General features: G+C 77.2%; 2 protein-coding genes. Both read right to left on the bottom strand.

The genetic code is table 11. The features are described from left to right. A partial coding sequence (locus BH719_RS09550; protein ID WP_009743257.1) for a hypothetical protein occupies nucleotides 1–279 on the bottom strand: 279 nt, incomplete at its 3' end. Further along, the coding region (locus BH719_RS02965; RefSeq protein ID WP_034255184.1) for a DUF5682 family protein at nucleotides 276–2,571 on the bottom strand (2,296 nt) is incomplete at its 5' end. The genes BH719_RS02965 and BH719_RS09550, both read right to left, overlap by 4 nt.

The following is a 2,571-nucleotide window of genomic DNA, read 5'->3' as shown; positions in this document are numbered from 1 at the left end:
CGCCTCCCCGGGCGTTGGCCCGTCGCCGTCGCCGGCGACCTCCAGGGACAGGGCCACCACCGCGCGGTGGGCGCAGCGGGGGGCCAACAGGCAGTCGCAGACGATCTGGTCGTCCTCGGTGAGGACCCCCGCTCCGGCCAGGCGCACGCTGGCGCCCGCCACCTGGGTCGTGGGCCCCACCTCGACCCCGTCGGCCAGGTAGGCGTCCGCGCGCTTGCGCACCCGGGGGGCCAGGGCGTTGACGATCCTGGCCAGCAGGGCCGGACTGATCCGCGTCATGGCGCCTCCCTCACGACGGCCCCCACCCAGCGCGCCAGGTCCAGGGGGGACAGCGCCGCCACGCGCATGCCCGCCGCGGCCACCCGGGCGGCGACTCCCGCGTTGTACACGCCCTCCCCCGAGTCGTTGAGGGCCGCGCACCCCAGCAGGACCGCGCCCGAGGCGCGCATCGCCTCGACCTCCCCGACCAGGGCGTCCACGGAACCGAACTCCTCGAAGTCGGAGACCACGACCACCAGGGTCCGCGAGGGGACGCGCAGGCGCGAGCGCGCCACCCGCATCGCCCCCGCGATGTCCGTGCCGCCCCCGATCTCCACCTCCAGCAGCAGCGACAAGGGATCGTCCACACGGCCCGAGAAGTCGATGACCTCCGAGCTGAACGCCAGGAAGTCCACCGACAGGCACCCCGACTGCGCCAGGACGGCGGCCGTCAGCGCGCTGTAGACCACGGACTGCGACATCGAGCCCGACACGTCGACCAGGAGGACGAGGCGCCAATCGACCTGGCGGGCCCGGGTCGCGTGGAACACCGGGTGCACGGGGACCACCTGGGGGCGCCCATCGACGGCGGCGACGTGGCGCAGGTTCGCGCGCAGCGTCCGGGGGAGGTCGAGGCGCCCATTGGGACGCCGCGTCGGAGCGGCCGACGCCAAGGCGCTGAGGGCCGGGCGCATCCGCACCGCCAACTCCTCGGCCAGCTCCCGGGTGAGGCGGGCGACCAGGGGCCGCAGCTTCGCCAGGCGCGCCTCGGGCAGCGCCCCCACCAGGGACAGGGCGGTGGTGAGAAGCTCCACGGAGGGGCGCACCGAATCGGGGTCGAGGCGCTCCAGGACGTCGCCCCGCCCCCGCTGCGCGGCCTCCCCAAAGATCTCCTCGACCTCGCCGCGCCCGAACAAGGCCTCGATCTCCTGCTCCCACTGGCGCACGCCCAACTGGGAGGGGCCGATGCCCGCGCTGCGCGACTGCTCGTCGAGGGCGTCGGCGCGGGGCCGCCCGTAGAGCTCGTCGAGCGCCGAGGCGAGGCGGAGCTCGCGGGGGCCCTCGTCCCCCCGGCGGAGGCCCAGGACGAGGCGCCACCGCTGCGGCGGAGTGAAAACGAGGTCCGCCAGGCCCAGCGCCTCCAGGCGCGCCCGGGCCCCGGCGTCGTGGCGGGCCACGGCGACCGTGTCATCGGGGGAGAGCACCAGGGCGCGCCCCTGCCCCAGGGAGGGCGCCAGGTCGACGAGCAGCCTCTCCCGCGCCTCCTCGTCCAGGACGTCGAAGCCGCCGCGCAGCGCGGGCAGCAGCGCCGTGAACGTGTCGTCGGGCATGGATCCCACCCGGTCGACGAGGGCGAGGGCGGCGGGCGCGGTGTCGAAACGCGGGCCGGCGGCGGCGAGCAGGCCGGCGATCCTGCGGCGCAGGGCCGAGCGCGCCCGCGCCGTCGGGGCGTCCAACCACGAGGCGATCCGCGAGGCGGCTCCCTCCTGGTCGATGAGGAGCCCGGCGGCCGCGCCCTGCATGAGCGGGGAGCCCGCTGCGGCCAGGCGGCGCAGCGCGTGGTCCAGGGAGAGCCCCTGGGGCGCCCCGACCGAGGCGAAGGCCGCCAGCGCCGAGGCGTCGGCCACGTCGTCCGAGCCCTCGATGCCCCGGATTTCGCGCAGCGCAGCCGATGCGAGGAGCGCGCCCAACTCCTCGCTCCTCTCGCGGCACCGCGCGGGCAGCAGCGAGGAGGCGGGGATGTGGCAGCGCGACACGTCGGCCAGGGCAGTCCCCAGGGCGACCGCGTCGGCGAAGCCAACGGTCGACGCCATCGCCTGGGCGGCGGCGAGCGCCCGCTCCACGGCGGAGGGGCAGGCGCAGGCGGCGGCCTCGCGCAGCAGGGCGATCACGTTGGCGGGATCCTGCGCCTCCCGCGTGAGCAGGGCCGTGCGCGCCACCTGTTCGGGGGTGAGCCCCCGGGAGGAAGCGAGTTCGATGCTGGCGTCCGTGGCCGCGCTCCACGACACGTCCCACGGCTCCGCCAGCGCCTCGGCGCCCCGGGTGGCCGCCGCCGCGAGCGGCCGGCCGTAGGCGATGCCCCCGGCGCACAGGCGCCGCAGGAGCACCGAGCGCGCCAGGTCCGCCCCGCCCCGGCCCGGGGTGAGGGACAAGCGCTTGCCGCCGGCGGTGGGCAGGCCCGCGGAGGCCAGCTCCGAGGCGACCGCCTCCCGCAACGGCGAGGCGGGCACGCCCGGCGCGGGCCGTCCCGTCCGGGTGCCCACCAGGACCTGCTCCAGGGCGTCGGCCACCGCGCGCCCGCGCCCCAGCACC

Source organism: Pauljensenia hongkongensis, assembly GCF_001746855.1.
Classification (GTDB): Bacteria; Actinomycetota; Actinomycetes; order Actinomycetales; family Actinomycetaceae; genus Pauljensenia; species Pauljensenia hongkongensis.
This window is presented reverse-complemented; position numbering and strand designations above follow the sequence as displayed.